General features: G+C 61.5%; 15 protein-coding genes. 9 read left to right on the top strand and 6 right to left on the bottom strand.

Going from position 1 to position 16,560, the window contains the following annotated elements; genetic code table 11:
- The first annotated feature begins 66 nt into the window (after window positions 1–66).
- Window positions 67–1,416 carry an alpha-amylase family glycosyl hydrolase gene (locus tag ROI90_RS15505; RefSeq protein ID WP_315999267.1) on the top strand — a complete coding sequence of 450 codons (1,350 nt, stop codon included), beginning with the start codon at window positions 67–69 and terminating at the stop codon, window positions 1,414–1,416.
- Between the two features lie 97 nt (window positions 1,417–1,513).
- Here ROI90_RS15505 and ROI90_RS15500 read toward each other — a convergent pair whose 3' ends face one another.
- The 3 genes from ROI90_RS15500 to ROI90_RS15490 all read right to left on the bottom strand — a co-directional run bounded on the left by ROI90_RS15500 (window position 1,514) and on the right by ROI90_RS15490 (window position 4,599).
- On the bottom strand, window positions 1,514–3,097 hold the full coding sequence (locus ROI90_RS15500) for an N-acyl-D-amino-acid deacylase family protein (protein ID WP_315999266.1): 1,584 nt from the start codon (window positions 3,095–3,097) through the stop codon (window positions 1,514–1,516).
- Window positions 3,098–3,164: 67 nt separating this feature from the next.
- The gene (gene blaOXA / locus ROI90_RS15495; protein ID WP_315999265.1) at window positions 3,165–3,983 is read right to left on the bottom strand and encodes a class D beta-lactamase; all 819 of its coding nucleotides are present in this window, start codon (window positions 3,981–3,983) and stop codon (window positions 3,165–3,167) included.
- 37 nt (window positions 3,984–4,020) lie between these two features.
- Complete coding sequence (locus ROI90_RS15490) at window positions 4,021–4,599, bottom strand: YdeI/OmpD-associated family protein (RefSeq protein WP_315999264.1); 579 nt, start codon at window positions 4,597–4,599, stop codon at window positions 4,021–4,023.
- Window positions 4,600–4,739: 140 nt separating this feature from the next.
- Here ROI90_RS15490 and ROI90_RS15485 point away from each other — a divergent pair, with 140 nt between their 5' ends.
- The 4 genes from ROI90_RS15485 to gloA2 all read left to right on the top strand — a co-directional run bounded on the left by ROI90_RS15485 (window position 4,740) and on the right by gloA2 (window position 7,570).
- Entirely contained in the window at window positions 4,740–5,693 is a 954-nt protein-coding gene (locus ROI90_RS15485) for an aldo/keto reductase (protein ID WP_315999263.1), read from the top strand.
- A 173-nt stretch (window positions 5,694–5,866) separates the two neighbouring features.
- Entirely contained in the window at window positions 5,867–6,364 is a 498-nt protein-coding gene (locus ROI90_RS15480; protein WP_315999262.1) for a GNAT family N-acetyltransferase, read from the top strand.
- Between the two features lie 76 nt (window positions 6,365–6,440).
- Window positions 6,441–7,154: a DUF421 domain-containing protein gene (locus ROI90_RS15475; RefSeq protein ID WP_315999261.1), complete on the top strand. Its 714-nt coding sequence runs from the start codon at window positions 6,441–6,443 to the stop codon at window positions 7,152–7,154.
- A 26-nt stretch (window positions 7,155–7,180) separates the two neighbouring features.
- On the top strand, window positions 7,181–7,570 hold the full coding sequence (gene gloA2, locus ROI90_RS15470; protein ID WP_315999260.1) for an SMU1112c/YaeR family gloxylase I-like metalloprotein: 390 nt from the start codon (window positions 7,181–7,183) through the stop codon (window positions 7,568–7,570).
- Between the two features lie 154 nt (window positions 7,571–7,724).
- On the opposite strand, the gene ROI90_RS15465 is transcribed toward gloA2, so the two are convergent.
- A complete protein-coding gene (locus ROI90_RS15465) occupies window positions 7,725–8,372 on the bottom strand; it encodes a hypothetical protein (RefSeq protein ID WP_315999259.1) in 648 nt (215 codons plus the stop codon).
- Window positions 8,373–8,499: 127 nt separating this feature from the next.
- On the opposite strand from ROI90_RS15465, the gene serA reads away from it, so the two are divergent.
- Window positions 8,500–10,401, top strand: coding sequence for a phosphoglycerate dehydrogenase (serA, locus tag ROI90_RS15460; RefSeq protein WP_315999258.1), 1,902 nt, complete (start codon window positions 8,500–8,502; stop codon window positions 10,399–10,401).
- A gap of 99 nt (window positions 10,402–10,500) precedes the next feature.
- Here serA and ROI90_RS15455 read toward each other — a convergent pair whose 3' ends face one another.
- Together ROI90_RS15455 and ROI90_RS15450 are read right to left on the bottom strand one after the other, a co-directional pair.
- Window positions 10,501–10,902: a T9SS type A sorting domain-containing protein gene (locus tag ROI90_RS15455; RefSeq protein WP_315999257.1), complete on the bottom strand. Its 402-nt coding sequence runs from the start codon at window positions 10,900–10,902 to the stop codon at window positions 10,501–10,503.
- Window positions 10,903–11,098: 196 nt separating this feature from the next.
- Complete coding sequence (locus ROI90_RS15450) at window positions 11,099–12,448, bottom strand: D-alanyl-D-alanine carboxypeptidase/D-alanyl-D-alanine-endopeptidase (protein WP_315999256.1); 1,350 nt, start codon at window positions 12,446–12,448, stop codon at window positions 11,099–11,101.
- Window positions 12,449–12,607: 159 nt separating this feature from the next.
- Here ROI90_RS15450 and ROI90_RS15445 point away from each other — a divergent pair, with 159 nt between their 5' ends.
- The 3 genes from ROI90_RS15445 (at window position 12,608) to ROI90_RS15435 (ending at window position 16,548) form a co-directional block, all read left to right on the top strand.
- Window positions 12,608–13,468 (top strand): T9SS type A sorting domain-containing protein, encoded by an 861-nt coding sequence (locus tag ROI90_RS15445; protein ID WP_315999255.1) that lies wholly within the window; start codon window positions 12,608–12,610, stop codon window positions 13,466–13,468.
- Window positions 13,469–13,588: 120 nt separating this feature from the next.
- Window positions 13,589–14,134 (top strand): hypothetical protein, encoded by a 546-nt coding sequence (locus ROI90_RS15440; RefSeq protein WP_315999254.1) that lies wholly within the window; start codon window positions 13,589–13,591, stop codon window positions 14,132–14,134.
- Window positions 14,135–14,220: 86 nt separating this feature from the next.
- Window positions 14,221–16,548: a GAF domain-containing protein gene (locus ROI90_RS15435; RefSeq protein ID WP_315999253.1), complete on the top strand. Its 2,328-nt coding sequence runs from the start codon at window positions 14,221–14,223 to the stop codon at window positions 16,546–16,548.
- The last annotated feature ends 12 nt before the right edge of the window (window positions 16,549–16,560 follow it).

The raw sequence follows: 16,560 nt of genomic DNA, 5'->3' as shown, positions 1-16,560 counted from the left end.
TTTCAACCCAACCAACAAAGAACTTCCGCCCTTGCCCGTCGTTCAACCGCAGGAAACGACCTTGCCATGACTGCCGAAGAACCCTTGCACCCCCACTCCCATCTGTTTCGGGTGCGCCACCCGGAGTGGGCCGCCAACGCCACCATTTACGAAGTCAACCTGCGCAATTTCACGCCGGAAGGCACTTTTCGGGCGTTTGAGGAGCACCTGCCTCGGCTGGCGGCAATGGGCATCAGCATTGTGTGGCTGATGCCGATTCACCCGATTGGCCAGGTAGAGCGCAAGGGCACACTGGGCAGCCAGTACGCCGTGCAGGACTATTTTGGGGTGAACCCCGAGTTTGGCACCCTGGATGATTTGCGCCACCTGGTGCAGACCGCCCACGGCCTGGGCCTGCGCGTGCTCCTAGATTGGGTAGCCAACCACACCAGCTGGGACAACCCGCTGGTGCAGCAACATCCCGAGTGGTACCAACACGACGCTCACGGGAACCTAGTGCCGCCCGTAGCCGACTGGACCGACGTGGTAGCCTTCGACTACACCAGCCGGGAGCTGCGCCGCTACATGACCGACGCCCTGCTCTACTGGGTACAGGAGGCCGATATTGACGGGTACCGCTGCGACGTGGCCGGCCTGGTACCCACCGATTTCTGGGACGAGGCCCGCCTGGAGCTGGATGAGGTGAAGCCGCTGTTTATGCTGGCCGAGTGGGACGAGCTGTACCCCAGCGGCGGCCTAAGCTGGGAGGAATTCAACTCCGACACCAAGCTGCTGGAGCGGGCCTTCAACATGACCTTCGGCCTGCGCCTACACTACCTCCTCGACCACATTGCCGAAGGCAAGGCCCGGCTGGAGGATATCGACGTGTACCTGGCCGCCGAACGGGCCAAATATCCGCCCTCGGTGTACCTGATGCACTTCACCAGCAACCACGACGTGAACAGCTGGGACGGTACCGAGTACGAGCGGCTGGGCCCGCTGGCGCTACCGTTTGCCGTACTCACGGTGCTGCTGCCCGGTATGCCGCTGGTGTACACCGGCCAGGAAGCCGCCCTTAGCCGCCGCCTGCAGTTCTTCGACCGGGACACCATTGGCTGGTACACCATTCCGCTGCAGGAGTTTTACACCAAGCTGCTCCAGCTCAAGCGCCGCCACCCCGCCCTGCGCAACGGCGACACCAGCAGCCGCTTCCGCCGCCTCCCCGGCCCCGAGCAGCTGTACGGCTTCCTGCGCGGGAAAGAAGGCGCAACAGTCCTCTGCGTTATCAACGCCGAAGCCCGGGAAACGCCGCTTACCCTACCGGCGGAAGCAGACGGCACCTGGCGAGACGTATTCAGCGGGCAGCAACTACTATTCCAGCAGGGCGACGAGTTATCGGTACCCGGCCACGGCTGGCGCGTGCTGGAACGGCAGTAGCGCGCAGCTCTGCTTCGCGCACGAGCAACGCGAGTAACCACGCGTGAGGCGCAATACCGGATACTCGCCTGCGGCTCGTGCGCGAAGCAGAGCCACGCTACTCCTTCCCCGGCCCGTACAATACCTGCCCGGCACGCTGGCTGGTGTGCTGGCCTTCGCGCACGGTGAGGCGGCCGTTAACCAGCACGTATTTCATGCCCACGGAATACTGGTGGGGCTGGGCGAAAGTAGATTTATCCGCTACCGTGGCGGGGTCGAATACCACGATATCCGCCGCGAAGCCCGGGCGCAGCAGGCCCCGATTGGCAAAACCGAAGGTTTGAGCGGGCAGGCTGGTCATGCGGCGGATGGCTTCTTCCAGGGTGATAATGCGCAGCTCCCGCACATAGTGGCCCAGCACGCGGGCATTGGAGCCGTAGCCGCGTGGGTGGGGCGCGCCCTCCTGCCACACCCGGATGCTGGCATCGGAAGCCACCATATTTTGAGGGTAGCGCATGATGTTCTGCACGTCGGTTTCGCTCATGCCGTGAAACACCATTCCCGCATCGTATTGCAGCACTAGGTCCAGCACGGTGGCGGCTTCGGCGCGGGCGTTGTGGGGGCGGTGGCGCAGCTGGTTGATTTCCTCCAGGCTGCGGCCGTTGTAGCTGGGCTCGGGTGGAAAGCTGGCTACTACGGCGTAGCTGAAATGCTTGAGACCCTTGCGTTTTAGCCGCTGCGCCAGAAACTGCTCTACCTGCCGCCGCACGGCCGGGCGGGCCAGGCGGGCGCGCAGGGAGTCGCGGCCGTCGGCCTGCACATCATCGGGCAGCAGGGTGCTGAGGCTGGTGGAGCTGGCGGTGTAGGGATATTGGTCGATGGTGACGGGTTGGCCCTGCTGGCGGGCAGTTTCGATGAGGCTCAGCAACTCGTCCGTGTGGCCCCAGTTCTGCTGCCCGCCCAGCTTGAGGTGGGAAATCTGCACCGGCAGCCCCGCTTCGCGCCCAATCAGCAACGCTTCCTGAATGGCCTGCCGCACGCTGTCGGATTCGTTGCGCATGTGGGTGGCGTAGAGGCCGTGGTGGCGGGCGGCCACCCGGGCCAGCCGCACCAGCTCGGGCGTGCGGGTGTAGGTACCCGGAACGTAAATCAGCCCCGACGACAAGCCTACCGCCCCGGCCCGCATAGCACTGTCTACCAACGTTTCCATCCGCTGCAGCTCGGCCTGTGAGGGTTGCCGCTGGGCCCGACCCATCACTGCTTTCCGCACGGTGCCCTGCCCCACAAGTGAGGCCACATTCACAGACAAGTGCAGACTATCCAGCTGGCGAAAGTAGCGGCGCAAATCGGGCCGGGAGGAGCCGCAGTTGCCAGTTACTACCGTCGTCACGCCGTCGTAGAGGAAATTGTCGGCCGTGGGCTGGCGCACTTCGTCGTCCTCAATGTGGGTGTGCACATCAATGAAACCAGGGGCTACGGCCAGGCCACGGGCGTCCAGCACAGTATCGGCGGGGTAGCTTGCGGGCAGTTGGCCCACGGCCACAATACGGCCGGCGCGCACGGCCACGTCGCCCAGCGTCCAGGTGTTGCCGGTGCCGTCGTATAGCCGCCCGTTGCGAATCAGAATATCGGCCCGCTGGGGCGCTGTTTGAGCAATTAGCAGATGGGGCAGCAGAAGTAGAAGCAACAGGCAACGACGCATGTTGCTAAGGTACTAGTCGGAAGCCAACTGGTCGAACGGCTGCGCTGTCGGAGCGGGGCAGTTTGGCTCATAGCCACTTCAGCTCCCGCAACACGGCTTCGGTTACGGCGCGGCGGCTGGCTATGAACTGGTCGTCGTTGACGGGGCCGGGCTTGGGCTCGATGTTGAGGGCGAAAAAGGCGCGGCGGCCGTTGGCACGCGTTATCCAGCCCACCAGCCAGCCGTTGTCGGGGTTGCGGGCCGAGCGGAAGCGCCAGCCGGTTTTGCCGTAGAGCGTGTATTCCGCCGTTTTTTTGAGAATAAGAATCTGCTGCACGGCGCGCTGGTGGCGCTTTTCCACGGGCAGGGTTTCGGCCTGCAGCCGGCGCAGGAAGTTTACCTGCTCAAACTGGCTGATTTGGGACTTCCCATCCAGCCAGAAGGTATCCAGAGTGGCCGGCGTGACTACCATGCCGGGGTAGCCCAGGCGCGGGAGCCACTGCCGGTAGCGGGCCACCCCAATGCGCCGGGCCAGCTGCTGGTAGCACGGCACGCACGACACCCGCAGGGCCTGGGCGTAGCTCATATCCTGGTTCCACTGCTGAAAGCTGCGTTTCATCCCGTCCCACTTACAGATGGTGGCCGTATCGGGCAGGGCCCCGGTTTGCAAGCCAATGAGGGTGTTGGGTATCTTGAAGGTGGAAGCCGGCAGAAACCGTTGGCGGCAGCGCTTCAGGTTGTAGGCCACGTACTGCCCCGCCGGCTCATCATACAGCAGAAACGAGCCTCGCACCCCATACTGGTCAAATTGCGGCTGAAAACTCCGCTCCACAACAGCCGGTACTAAAGGGGTCGAAGCGGCGGTCAGCAGGAATAGGCTTAACAGAAATACGGGTATCCAACGCATGGCGCGAAGATACGGCAACCTGTTGCAGAGACCCCGCTTACACAGCCCGCTCGTTGCGGGCAGCTTTTTCTATGATGCGAGCAATGCGCTGCTGGCGGGTTTCGGGGCGTTTCACGGCTATCAACTGCTGCAGTATCTGCTTGCGGGTGCTTGGCGGGAAGGCCTGGAAGTTCTGGTGGGCCGCTGCGTGTTCCGCAAAGGCCGCAGCCAAATCAGGCGGCAGTTCCAGGGCATCTACCGCGTCCAGAATAGCCCAGCTGCCATCCTGCTGGGCCATTTCAATTTTGGCTACGCCGGCCGGGTGCAACTGGCCCGCGGCCTGCAAGGCCGCAATGCGCCGCTTGTTCAGCCCCGACCACACGCTGCCCGGCTTGCGGGGCGAGAAATACTGCTGGTAGCACAGCGCATCCCCTTTGCGAGGCACTGAGTCAATCCAACCAAAACACAAGGCTTCCTCCACAGCTTCGGCGTAGTTCAGGTAACCGGGGCCCTGGGCCTTTTTGTAGAGCGTGAGCCAGATACCATCCGGTTGGGTGTGGTGAGCCATTAGCCAGATGCGCCACTGCGCGCGGGTGGGGGCATCCAGTACGGGCAGGGTATCGAGTTTGCGGGCCATACCCGAAGATACGCGGACAGCCCTACACTCCAGTACCAGCCGTATCCCATAACCATCGGGCGCGGCTGGCAGTTATACCGGCTCTTGTCGGCGGGGCTTTACCTTGCCATCCTTCCTTTCCCTTTTTCCCCAATCAAGCAATGCAACATCGTGAACTGGGCCGCTCCGGCCTGCAACTTGCTCCGCTGGTTTTGGGCGGCAACGTATTCGGCTGGACGGCCGACGAAGCCGCTTCTTTCCGCGTGCTGGATGCCTTTGTAGCCGGAGGCGGCAACGCCATTGATACCGCCAACGTGTACTCGGCCTGGGCACCCGGCCACCAGGGCGGCGAGTCGGAAACCGTACTGGGCAAGTGGCTCCGGCAGCGCGGCCGCCGCGACGACGTGCTCATCCTCACCAAAGTAGGCATGCAGATGGGTGACGGTTCCCAGGGCCTGGCCAAGGATTACATCCGCCGCTCGGTGGAAGACTCGCTCAAGCGCCTGCAAACCGACTATATTGACCTCTACCAGAGCCACAAGGACGATGAAAGCCGGCCCGTGACTGAGCCCCTGGAAGCCTACGCCGAGCTGATCAAAGAAGGCAAAGTGCGCGCCATTGGAGCCAGCAACTACTCGGCCAGCCGCCTGCGCGAAGCCCTGGAGGCCAGCGCCGCTCAGGCTTTGCCCCGCTACGAGAGCCTGCAGCCGGAATACAACCTCTACAACCGCGCCGACTTTGAGCAAGAGTTGCAGCCGCTGATCCTGGAGCACGGCGTGGGCGTGATTCCCTACTTCGGGCTGGCCTCCGGCTTCCTCACGGGCAAATACCGCACCGAGGCCGACCTCTCCAAAAGCATCCGGGGCAGCAGCATCGGCCCCAAATACCTCAACGACCGAGGCCGGGGCATTCTGGCGGCCCTGGATGCCGTGGTGGCCCGCCACGCCGGCTCCTCGCCCGCCCAGGTAGCCCTGGCCTGGATACTGGCCCAGCCCGGCCTCACCGCGCCTATTGCCAGTGGCACCACCCCCGAGCAGGTGCAGGAGTTGCTGAAAGCTACCTCCCTACACCTCACCGCAGCCGATGTGCAGGAGCTGAATCAGGCCAGCGCCTAGGCAGTGGCCGAATCATTATTCATGTTACAACGCCTCCGGCAAACCCGCTGCCGGAGGCGTTATGCCGCTACGGACGTCCTCTTCCTTTTACCTACAGCCTGCTTATTTCTGCCGGAAATTGAGTTTCCGGCCGCTGGTGCGCATCTTACGGCTTCGTCCGCGTCTTTCTTTGCATGATTATCCGCCCTGCTACCCGTTCCGATTTGCACGCTGTATACCTGCTATGGTGTGAGCTAATGGATTCGCACGGGCAGTATCATTCCGTTTTCGGGTATCACCGCATGGCCGAGGTGCAACTGAAACAAGCCCTGCTGAATCGGCTGCGAGAACCCTACACGCGGTTCTTTGTGGCCGACACGCCCGAGGGGCTGGCCGGTTTGCTGATTGCCATGTACCAGCTCGGCAACCACGGCATGCACTACAAGCGCCGCGGCTACATTGCCGAAACTATGGTGCGCCCCCCCTTTCGTCGGCTGGGTATTGGCCGGGAGCTGTTTCTGGCGGCCAGACACTGGCTGCTACAGGAAGGGGCCGACCACTTGGAGTTGCAAGTGGCCGTACAGAACGAGGTAGGCCACCGGTTTTGGGCCGCTATGGGATTCGCCCCCACTACCTACCACCTCATGCTGCCCCTGCAGCCCCCGCCCGGCCCCCACGACTGGCCCCAATAACGGCGCGGCGCTAACTGTTGAGCCGCGCTTTGCGTTAGCCAGTATACTTCCGCTCTATACGCTACCAGTATTGCTCATGCTCCTTGCCACCCCTATTACCCCCTTCGATTGGAACCGGATTCTGCTGTCGGAGGATGCGCCGCCGCTCTACCTCCTGGAGGTGCTGGTGCGGTGCATCATCACTTATATTATGACGCTGGCAGTCCTGCGCGTGACGGGCCGGCGCGGGGTCAAGCAGCTTTCCTTGTTTGAGCTAAGCATTGTGCTGGCCCTGGGCTCGGCCGCCGGCGACGCCATGTTCTACGACGACGTACCCCTGGCTCATGTGGGGGTGGTGTTCGGGGCCGTGGCCCTGATGTACTGGGGCTTCAACCGCCTCACCGAGCAACTGCCGCGCTTCTCCGACTGGCTGGAAGGGGCCCCGGTGTTGCTGGTGGAAGAAGGCATCATCAACATGAAAAATTTCCGGAAGCAGCGCCTCAACCAAAAAGAACTGTTTGGGGAGTTGCGGCGGCAGCAGATTGAGCACCTAGGCCAGGTACGCCGCGTGTACATCGAGGCCACCGGCGAAATGAGCATCTACTTTTTTGAAGATGCCGACGTACGTTCCGGCCTGCCGGTATGGCCCGAGCGAGTGGACGCCGCCGCCAGCCGCGTAGCCGAATCGGGGGAATATGCCTGCTGCCAATGCGGGCAGGTGCAGGAGCTACCCCGCGGCGGTGCGGCCTCCTGCTCCAACTGCCGCTACCCAAAGTGGGTACCCGCCTGCACCGACAAGCGGGTGCAGTAAACCAGCTTTTCTTCACTTCGCTTTCCATGCTGCCGCTCCTGCACATTCATCACATTGCCATTATTGCGGCTGATTACGCCCGCTCCAAGCGGTTCTACACCGAAGTGCTGGGCCTGCGTATCATCCGGGAAGTGCACCGGGAGGCCCGGCAGTCCTGGAAGCTGGACCTGGCCTTGGGCGAGCAGTACGTCATCGAGCTATTTTCCTTCCCCAACCCGCCCCAACGCCTCACCCGCCCCGAGGCTACCGGCCTGCGCCACCTGGCCTTTGCCGTGGCGGACATTGACGCTACCATAGCTCACCTCACGGCCCACGGAGTCGCCTCCGAGCCTGTTCGGATAGATGAGCTGACGGGCCGCCGCTTTACGTTCATCGAAGACCCCGACGGCCTGCCGCTGGAGTTTTACGAAGCATAGCCTAAACGGAAAAAAACAGAGCCCCGGCCTAGCGGCCGGGGCTCTGTTGCAACTGCAAATCGAATTTGAGCCAATTCGCAGGCTTGCATGGTATGCGTTGGATTGTACGTTGGGCCGCTGGTTAGGGTTGCTAAGGATTACCTCAGCCTGGTCATCACTCAGGTTTCGCCGCCACCGCTAGTTTCCAGTAGCTCATGGCTCCTTGTCGCCCGCCTGGGTATTCTTCCCGCTTCAGGTACAGCGTGTTCTTATCCACCCAAAATAGCTCCTCCGGCTCCCAACTGGTAGGCCGTACCTCCCAAAACGGCCGTAGCGTACCATTTTGCAGCCGAAAAATCTGCAGGGCATTGGGCTGGCCACCACTGTATTCTAACCCTGGGCAAATGGTGGCTATGCTCTGCTGGTCGGGTGCATACACCGGTTTTCCGTACAGCGTCAGCCGCCGGCCTTCGGGACTGATGAGCCACCATTCGCCGGTTTCATAGAAAGTCACTTCCACCACGTGCCGTCGGAAGCCAGCCGAGAAGCCGTGGTAGACATAGTTCGTCGATTCATCCTCCGAGTGACCATTGGCAATGGCTTTTTCGTCGATTACCACGTCGCGGAAAGTTTGCGGGCCGCTACTGGTAGGAATGACGAACTGCCCGTTGAGGGGTTTTATGGGAAAAGTCGTCGGCACTTGTACCGGTTTGGCTGCTCGCCGGGCCTGGGCGTAGGTAGCCGCCGTAATCCGGTGCAGAGTGACAGCCGGGGGCGCAGGCGGGCTAGGCAGTAGTGTGAGCAGAACCAGTGGTAGTTGCATAGCCCAAAATACGAGCCTTATTTAGGCAATAAGTGCCGAGGTCAGTATTCTTTCCTGGTTTGAAATCGTAGAGCCGTTGCGGTGCAGCTTGTGCTGCATTGCCCGTTGCCCCCTACCTTGCCCCACTATGCCCGACAACCCTGCGCCACTCCCCTACCTCATTATTGATTTCGACAGCACCTTTACCCAGGTGGAAGGCCTTGATGAACTGGCCGACATTGCCCTCACCGGCCAGCCCAACCGCCCAGAAGTAGTAGCCGCCATTCGGGCCCTCACCGACCGGGGCATGAGCGGGGAGCTGAAGTTCTCGGAGTCGCTCAGGGAGCGGCTGGCCTTGTTGCCGGCCCGCCGTGAGCATATAGCCCTGCTGGTGGAGCGGCTGAAAGGCAAAGTATCGGAGAGCATCCGGCGCAACCGCAGCTTCTTCGAGCAGTTTCCGGGCCGGGTGTACATCGTGAGCAGTGGCTTCCGGGAGTTTATTGAGCCGGTGGTGGCCGAGTTCGGCATCGACGCCAACCATGTGCTGGCCAACACTTTCTCTTTTGACTCCGACGGCCGCATTACCGGCTTTGATGCCAGCAACCCGCTCAGCCAGGACGGGGGCAAAATTCTGCAGCTGCGCCAGCTTGACCTCCACGGCCCCGTGTACGCCCTCGGTGACGGATACACCGACTACCAGATTCGGGAAGCGGGCCTGGCCGACCGGTTTTATGCCTTCACCGAAAACGTAACCCGCGAGGCCGTAGTGGCCCGCGCTGATGAAGTGCTGCCCTCCTTCGACGAATTTCTCTACCAGAACAAGCTCCCCATGACCCTTTCCTATCCCAAGAACCGCATTAAGGTTCTGCTGCTAGAAAACCCCGACCCCCGCGCCGCCGAGCTGTTTCGGCAGGAAGGCTACCAGGTGGATACCGTGCCCGGCGGCCTCGATGAAGAGGAGCTGGCCGCCCGCATGGAAGGCGTAAGTATTCTGGGTATCCGGAGCAAAACGCAGGTAACGCCCCGGGTGCTGGAGGCCGCCAACCGCCTCATTGCCGTGGGTGCGTTCTGCATCGGCACCAATCAGATTGACCTCACCGGCTGCATGAAAAAGGGCGTGGCCGTGTTCAATGCGCCCTTCAGCAATACCCGCTCGGTGGTGGAGCTGGCCCTGGGCGAAATTATTATGCTGGCCCGCCGCATCCCCGAGAAAAGCCCCAAAATGCACCAGGGCGAGTGGGACAAATCGGCCAACGGCTCGTTTGAAATCCGGGGCAAGAAGCTGGGCATTGTGGGCTACGGCAACATTGGGGCGCAACTCTCGGTGGTGGCGGAGGCCGTGGGCATGCAGGTGCTCTACTACGATGTAGCCGAGAAGCTGCAACTGGGCAACGCCGTAAAAATGCGTACCCTGGATGAGCTGTTGCAGCAAGCCGATATTGTGACCCTGCACGTGGATGGCCGCCAGGAAAATACCAACCTCATCGGGGCCCGGGAGCTGGCCCTGATGAAGCCTGGTGCCCTGCTCCTGAACAACGCCCGCGGCCACGTGGTAGATGTACCCGCCCTGGCGGCCGTGCTCCGCTCGGGCCACCTGGGCGGGGCCGCCGTGGACGTGTTTCCCTACGAGCCCAAAACCAACCAGGAGAGCTTTGAAAATGAGCTGCGGGGCCTGCCCAACGTGCTGCTCACGCCCCACATTGGCGGCAGCACCGCCGAGGCTCAGCGCAACATTGCCGAGTTTGTGCCCGAGCGAATTATGCAGTACGTAAATACCGGCAACACCCAGCAGAGCGTCAATTTTCCCAACATTCAGCTACCCGAGCAGCAGGCCCACCGCCTCATTCACATTCACCAGAACGTGCCCGGTGTACTGGCCCGCATCAACAACGTGCTGGCTCAGCACCACGTCAACATCCTCGGCCAATACCTGAAAACCAACGAGCACATCGGCTACGTGATTACCGACATCGACAAGCAGTACGACCAGGAGGTGATTCAGGCCCTGCGCGAGGTAGAACACACCATCAAGTTCCGGGTGCTGTACTAACGGCCGTTCTCAGAAAGCTTGGCTCTAAAACACCAACCGGCCGCCCCGAAGTAGTTTCAGGATGGCCGGTTGGCGTTTGGTAAGCAGGGTCTGGTGGCGTTATTCGCGCTGGGTGCTGCCGGTAGCGGTGGTGAGGCGCAACACATACACGCCAGCTTTCAGCGTGGGCAGGCCGGGCAGCAGCTGGGCCACCGACGACAGAGCCTGCTGACTGCGGTACATCGTCTGGCCAGCCAGAGTACTGAGCATAACCGTAGCGGGCTGGGCTATCAGCAGCTCATTCTCGAAGGGGCCAGGAAAGGTAGTTAGGGAAGTGGCAGCGGCGCGGCTCGTGAAAGAACCGCTTACCAGGCGGAAGATACTGGTGCTGGTAGGCCGCGTGATGGTGAGTGAACCAGGGCTGAGGGTGGTACCGGACGCCGTGGTTACGCGCAGTAGCCCCGAAAGCTCCCCGCCTGGTACCGTTATCCGCACCTGCGTGGCCGAGGTGGAATCAGCCACGGTGGACATGTGCTGGCCGTTGAGCAACCCCAACTGCACGCCTGTCAGAAACGTACCCGTGATGGTAACAACCGTAGCATTGCTAATGGGAATTTATGGATGCAGGGAGAAGCGGGAGCCTTTCCCTGCACCCCTGGCTACCATGGCTCAACTACCCATTATTGCATCTGAACAACCTTTCTGAGCTGTTCAATTTTTACATCCTGTCTCGAATCTGGACCAGAATACGCTCCATTTCTTTCCGTACTTCTCCGGTAGGTACCACGTGGTTGTTGTTCAGGAAGCTAAAGGCCAGCAGCCGGCCTGATTTGGTACGCAGGTAGCCTACCAGATTGTGGTTGTTGGTGAGCGTACCGGTTTTCCCCCAGAGCCAGGGCCCACGCGCATCCCGGTACACGCGGCGCAGGGTGCCCTGTCCGCCCCCGGCAGCCAACAGGCTCAGCAGGCGCGGCTCAGGCACGCGCTGGTGCAGTTTCAACAGCAGCGCCACCAGGGCCCGGGGCGTAACCAGGTTCAGGCGCGAGAGGCCGGAGCCATCCACCCATACGGCCGCATCGGGCAAGTCGCGCAGGTAGCGGGCCTGCATTACCCGAATGGTGCGGGCCGTACTCAGGGAGTCGTTGCTCAGAGTGGAGGCACCCATCAGCAGCAGCTGCTCGGCCAGAAAATTGTCGCTCACGCGCAGCATGCGGCGGTACAAGGAGTCAACGGGCAAACCACGCAGGGTACGCACGGAGTCTTGGGGGCGCAGGCGCAATGGGGCCAGGGTCAGCGGGCGGCGCAAGGTATCCTGCAACAATTGCAGCAGCAGCGCCGGACTGGTACGGAAGGGGGTTTCATCAACCCAATTACTAGCGGCCGGAAATGCCCAAAACCGGTTTTCCTGCTCCTGACGCCGCACACGGTCTTGGGCGGGGTTGGGCATACCGGCCGGGGCTGGCTGCGTGAGCGGGCGGAAAAAGCGGGGCAGCACCTTGGGCAGAGGCTGGCCGGCGCGGCCGTAAAAACGCACGGTGTGCCCGTAAATGGGTAGTGGCCCCCGCTCCGGCTGGAAGTAGTAGTTGTAATCGTCCCAGCTCCAGCCGGGACCATAGACCGGGGCGGTGGGCACTGGCGCGTACACCAACTGGCCCGGGTAGGTTTGCAGGAAGGTAAAGGCCCGCCGCGAGGGCACGTCGCCGTGCAGGAGCGTAGGGTCGCCGGTACCCCAGAACAGCAGGGTATCGGGGCGCTGCACGTAGTGCAAGCTAGGCAGGGAGTCGGGCAGCAGCTGCAGGCCGGCGTAGAGGCTGAACAGCTTCATGGTGCTGGCGGGCGTGAAATACTGGCTTTCCTGATGGCCAAACAGCTGCTGGCCAGTGGCCACATCAGCCACGCACACACCCACCTGATGCCGCCGCAACACTCCCGACTCCTGCAGCAACTGCTCCAGCCAGGCGGGATTATGGGCCGGGCGCGGCGCGGCAGGGGCCGTAGGCTGCGCCCGGGTTGATACAGAAAGCAAGAAGCCAAACAGGGCCAGGTAATGGGCAAGAGCAACACGCATAAGTGGCGCAAGATGGCAGATTCGTAGATGAAACAGGCAGGTTAGCCGACCTTTTGCGGCCCCGGTTAAACCTTGCGCCCAATTTCGTTTCTATGCGAAGTAGGCCAATGCCGGCGTTGGCTATCTTTTCACTACTTCCCCACAGTTGAACCTGAGCTGATGAACCTTGCCCGACTATCCTCCCTGGCCCTGGGGGCTATGCTTACCATTACCTCACTTACCAGCCAAGCCCAGCAAACCGGCCCAGCAGCACGGCCGGCCCGCGCCGAAACCAGAGCCTACATCAGCCGGAATGTGCTGCCTACGCTGCGCATCCAGCGCCAGAAGCTCGAGGCCCAGCTAAGCACTTCCGACAAAGCCCAGCTAGCTGTGTTCCGGGCCCAGCTCCACGACCTGCGCCAGCGGGGCCGTGAACTGCGCCGCACTACCGCCCCTGGTGCCCGCCCCGCCCTCACGGAGCCTGAGCAGCAACTGGCACAGCAGCTGCGCACTGAAACCCGCACCCTGCTGCAAAGCGTGGAGCAGCTGGCCCGCAAGTACGACGCCGATATTGCCCGTCTGGCCCAGGAGCTGAAGCCGCAACGGGAGCAGTGGGCTACCGATTTGCAGGCCATTACCGCCCAGCACCCCAGCCCGGCTACCCAGCCGCGTCCGCGCAAAAACCGCCGCTCCGATGGGGTGCGCCGCTTTCTGCAGCCGGCTCAGTTTCTATTGCTCCAGCCCGAGGCTTCCACCCCAACTCCCGCTGCACCGGGTGGCAATGCCGGGCTAGGGGGCGTGTTCCCCAACCCCGCCACCGCCGCCAGCCAATTGGAATACGAGGTTACCAAAGCAGGCCCTGTAACGGTGGAGCTCCTCGATGGGCGGGGCAACACCTTGCGCACAGTAACGCAAGCCATCAAACAGGAAAAAGGCCCGCACACCCTGGCCGTAGATGTAGCCGACCTGCCCACGGGCACCTATTTCTTCAAGATTACCACCCGCGCCGGAGCCGAAACTAAACGGTTTGTGAAAGAATAGCCCGCCGCGTCAATAATCAACCCTGAGGCAACGTTCTGACGCCGGCCTGCACTGCGTAGGTCGGCTTTTTCGTGGCCCAGCCCCCGCACACGGCGGTCAACCCTCTATCTTTACGGTACTATGCTGCGTTTTTCCTTCAACTGGTGCTTATTCGTTCTCACGGCTGCGGTGCTGGCCTCCTGCTGCGGCTCCGTGGCCTGCGAGTGTGAGGACCGGTACGCTGAGGCAATCAAGCTGCAGTTCAGCGCCGATGCCGTGAAGGGCTTCCAGGACCGCGAAATCCGCAACGTGTTTCTGGTGCGCGTGCCCAACGATACGGCCCAGCGGCCCCGGGCCGATACCGTGGCCTTTACCCGCGCCAATGGGCAGCGGCTGCGCGATACGCTGGTTATCAACAACCTTACGCCCTTTACCCGCAGCGGCAACCGCAACCTCAATGAGTACCGCTACCAGGTGTACCTGGCCCGCACCCGCCGCGACTCCGTATTCTTTCGCTATGCCATTGACAGCGTGGCCCTGAGAACCCGCCTGCAGGGCGACGGGTGCTGCACCTGCTACCAGAACACCAGCAAGCTGGTGTACACCAACGGCAGCACCACGCCCATCAACCTCACCGACCCCAGCGCCAACAACCAACTGGTGCCGCTGGTACTGGCCCGGCCCTAAGCCGCCCCAACGGCCCGCCCCCTTTACCGTATAACCAACGCCTCAGCTTCCCACTTTACCTGGTGCTGCGGCGTGCCCCCTTTGTTATGCTGAAAGAACCGACCCCGGCCGTCTCGCCCACTTTTCCGTTCCGGACTACCCTGAGTCTGGAATCCCTGATTGCGTACTGGCGCGCCGGCGAGGAGTCGCTGAACCAGGGCATTGCGCTGCTCTCCCGCTCGGTGGGCCAGCAGGTAGCCGCCGCCGACTGGGTGCGGGGTGCCCTGACCGACCTCACGCTGCTGGAATGCAACTGCGACCTGATTGAAACCCTGATGCTGGCCGTATTCCCGCCGGCCTCCTTTAACACGGACATCGTGGGGGCTATTCCGCCATTCCAGCGGCACAGCTTCTACCACACGCCCCGCTTTGCCGAGGTGCTGCTCAATGCCAGCAACATCATCAAGCAGCCGCTGAACATTGATATGCGGCAGTTGGAGGTGTACACCACGCGCATGGCCTACCAGCTTATTCTGGAGAAGGTGTACGAGGTGCAGCTGCCCTTGCAGGGCAGCATCATCTTCACCGTGCCCGACTATAGCATTGGTCTTTACCGGCACTACAGCGTGGAGTTCAACTCCACTTTTTTGCAGGTACAGATACACGGCGAGAAGCCGGAGCTGACTCCGGAACAACTGGATTTTCTGAGTCGGAACCCCCACCGCACCGAGTTGTGGCAGGAACTGTTACCCCCTGAGCATTTCGAGCTGGTAGGCTTTAACATTCTGCACCTGGTAGATGTAACGGAGCAGGAGATTCTCTCGGAACTGAAGTACGACTTGCTGGAGCGGGACGTGCTGCAGGCCTCCGACCGGCTGGAGCAGATTCAGGAGAAGTTGCGGGTACTGTTTGGCAAGCCGTTTCTGCAGCTGGGCATTGCGGCCTACGACGAAAAGAAGCGGGCTTTCGTGGATTTCGGCCGCAAAATCAACCACAGCTTCCTTACCAAGCAGCTGCACAACCCCGACGCCAGCTCCGGCTTCCGCCAGATCTACAGCCAGCTCTGGCAGGACCGCCGCCCCCTGGTGCTGGAGGATGTGGAGCGGGCCGATATGCCCGAGGATTTGCGCCAGCAGATTCTGAGCCTGGGCATCCGCTCCGCCATTCTGGCCCTGCTGCCCTACGGCGACGATACCGTGGGCCTCTTGGAGCTGGGCTCCCCCACCGTGGGCGACCTGAACGAGTTCAGCCTCGAAAATGTAAACCAGTTTCTGCCCCTGTTTGCGGTAGCCGTGAAGCGCAACGCCGAGGACATTCAGACGCGGGTACAGGCCATCATCAAGGAGAAGTTTACGGCCATTCACCCTACTATGGAGTGGCGCTTCACGGATGCTGCCCAGAACCTGCTGCAGAAAGTGGAAGACGGCAACCGCCAGGCCGAAATGGAGGACATCGTATTCCATGACGTGTATCCTCTGCACGGCTCCAGTGATATTAGGGGGAGCAGTACGGCCCGCAACGAGGCTATTCAGGGCGACTTGATTGAGCACCTTACCCTGGCTGGCAAGGTGCTGAAAAAGGCCTCAGAATTTCAGCAGCTACCCATTCTCGACGAGCTGAAGTTCTACGTAAATAAAAACCTGCGCCGCCTGCGTCAGGGCATTCTGAGCGGCGACGAGGTGAGCATTTTCGAGTCGCTCAGAACGGAAATGGAGCCGCTGTTTGAGTACCTGCGCCAGAACACCCCGGAGCTACAGCCCGTCATTCAGCAGTACTGGTCCCACATCGACCCCGAGCTAGGCATCCTTTACAAGCGCCGCAAGGCTTTTGAGGAAACCACTACCCTGCTCAACGATGCCGTAAGCAGCTACCTGGATGAGGAAGATGCCAAGGCCCAGCAGATGTTCCCGCACTATTTCCAGCGCTTCAAAACCGATGGCGTAGAGCACAACATCTACGTGGGGGCAGCCCTGGTGCAAAACAAGCCCTTCGACCTGGTATTCCTGAAAAACCTGCGGCTGTGGCAACTGCTGGTGATGGTAGAAATTACCCGCCGCACGGCCGCCCTTAAACCCAGCCTGCCAGTGCCGCTGGAAACCACTCAGCTCATTCTCATTCACAGCCAGCCCCTGAGCATCCGGTTCCGGCAGGATGAGCGCCAGTTTGATGTGGATGGAGCCTACAATATCCGCTACGAAATCATCAAGAAGCGCATTGACAAGGCCACGGTGGTGGGTACCGGGGAGCGGCTCACCCAGCCCGGACTTATTGCCTTGGTGTACAGCCAGCAGCGCGAAGCCGACGAATACTACGAATACATCGACTACCTCCAGGACCGGGGCCTGCTGGAACCCGAAATTGAGGAGCTGGAGCTGGAGGAGCTGCAGGGCGTGAAAGGCCTGCTGGCCTTGCGCGTGAAGGTAAAATTGAATTAAAAATTGAGAAAT

Origin of the sequence: Hymenobacter endophyticus (assembly GCF_032464715.1) — a bacterium.
Classification (GTDB): Bacteria; Bacteroidota; Bacteroidia; order Cytophagales; family Hymenobacteraceae; genus Hymenobacter; species Hymenobacter endophyticus.
Note: the sequence above shows the minus strand (reverse complement) of the source record. Positions and strands in the feature narration are given on the sequence as shown.

Coding starts and splice junctions, on each gene's coding strand:
- ROI90_RS15480 (WP_315999262.1), top strand. CDS start 5,867: ATGATTATCCGCCCTGCTACCCGTTCCGATTTGCACGCTGTATACCTG.
- ROI90_RS15485 (WP_315999263.1), top strand. CDS start 4,740: ATGCAACATCGTGAACTGGGCCGCTCCGGCCTGCAACTTGCTCCGCTG.
- ROI90_RS15445 (WP_315999255.1), top strand. CDS start 12,608: ATGAACCTTGCCCGACTATCCTCCCTGGCCCTGGGGGCTATGCTTACC.
- ROI90_RS15475 (WP_315999261.1), top strand. CDS start 6,441: ATGCTCCTTGCCACCCCTATTACCCCCTTCGATTGGAACCGGATTCTG.
- serA (WP_315999258.1), top strand. CDS start 8,500: ATGCCCGACAACCCTGCGCCACTCCCCTACCTCATTATTGATTTCGAC.
- ROI90_RS15465 (WP_315999259.1), bottom strand. CDS start 8,372: ATGCAACTACCACTGGTTCTGCTCACACTACTGCCTAGCCCGCCTGCG.
- ROI90_RS15440 (WP_315999254.1), top strand. CDS start 13,589: ATGCTGCGTTTTTCCTTCAACTGGTGCTTATTCGTTCTCACGGCTGCG.
- ROI90_RS15490 (WP_315999264.1), bottom strand. CDS start 4,599: ATGGCCCGCAAACTCGATACCCTGCCCGTACTGGATGCCCCCACCCGC.
- ROI90_RS15435 (WP_315999253.1), top strand. CDS start 14,221: ATGCTGAAAGAACCGACCCCGGCCGTCTCGCCCACTTTTCCGTTCCGG.
- ROI90_RS15505 (WP_315999267.1), top strand. CDS start 67: ATGACTGCCGAAGAACCCTTGCACCCCCACTCCCATCTGTTTCGGGTG.
- ROI90_RS15500 (WP_315999266.1), bottom strand. CDS start 3,097: ATGCGTCGTTGCCTGTTGCTTCTACTTCTGCTGCCCCATCTGCTAATT.
- blaOXA (WP_315999265.1), bottom strand. CDS start 3,983: ATGCGTTGGATACCCGTATTTCTGTTAAGCCTATTCCTGCTGACCGCC.
- ROI90_RS15450 (WP_315999256.1), bottom strand. CDS start 12,448: ATGCGTGTTGCTCTTGCCCATTACCTGGCCCTGTTTGGCTTCTTGCTT.
- gloA2 (WP_315999260.1), top strand. CDS start 7,181: ATGCTGCCGCTCCTGCACATTCATCACATTGCCATTATTGCGGCTGAT.